Source organism: Rhizobacter sp. P5_A1, from assembly GCF_056400745.1.
The window spans coordinates 1-724 of record NZ_JBFUKR010000078.1 but is presented as its reverse complement, the minus strand read 5'-3'; the positions used below and the strand labels follow the sequence as shown (position 1 = coordinate 724).

The window sequence follows — 724 nt, the reverse complement described above, 5'->3', positions numbered from 1 at the left end:
GCGCCGGGGTCGGCGCAGGCGCGCTCGCGACCGGCGCCGGCTTCGCCGCAGCGGCGGGCGCCGGCGCAGACGCCGCCGCTTTCGGGGCCGCAGCGCTCGCTGCGCCGGAGAGTTTCTTCAGTTCGTCGACATTCTTCGACAGCTCGGCCACACGAACTTCGTCAGCCTTTTTCGCTTTGTCTTTCGAAATCTGCTCTTCGGCGGCGCTCGACTTCGCATTCGCCGCACCCTTGCTCAGAGTCAGCTTGTCGGGCGTCGCTGTCGCACCCGGCTTGCGGTCGTCGACGGACGCCTGTACCTTGCCGCTGGCCTGGCGCGACGAGCCTTCGGCCTTCGCGGCCGGCACGGCACCGGCGAGGCGCTGACGGTAGGCGCCGAAATCCGCACTCTGCGCCTGGATCACCTGGCGCGCCTCGACCGCCGGTACGGCGCTCGCCGTCTCGGCGCTCGGCACGGCCAGCACGGCACCGGCCTTGAGCCGGTTCATGTTGCTGTCGACGAAAGCCTGGGGGTTGCCGCGGTAAAGCGAGACGAGCATCTGGTCGAGCGAGACACCCGGCCGCTGTGTGCGCGTCGCGATCTTCGACAGCGAGTCGCCCGGCTTGACCTTGTAATCGTCGGCCCCTGAAGCGGCTGCAGCAGGCTGCGGCGCAGCGGCCCGCGGCTCACGCGGTGCCGATGACTCGGCTGCCACCGCGCGCGGCGGCGCCGGGCGGCGCTCGGC

Annotated in this window: 1 protein-coding gene; it reads right to left on the bottom strand. The window is 71.3% G+C overall.

Annotated features, from left to right (window positions below; all coding sequences use genetic code 11):
- Positions 1-538: type IV pilus assembly protein FimV (locus tag AC1DTW_RS28130; protein ID WP_477985337.1), on the bottom strand; the 538-nt coding region annotated here is incomplete at its 3' end.
- Between the last annotated feature and the right edge of the window lie 186 nt (positions 539-724).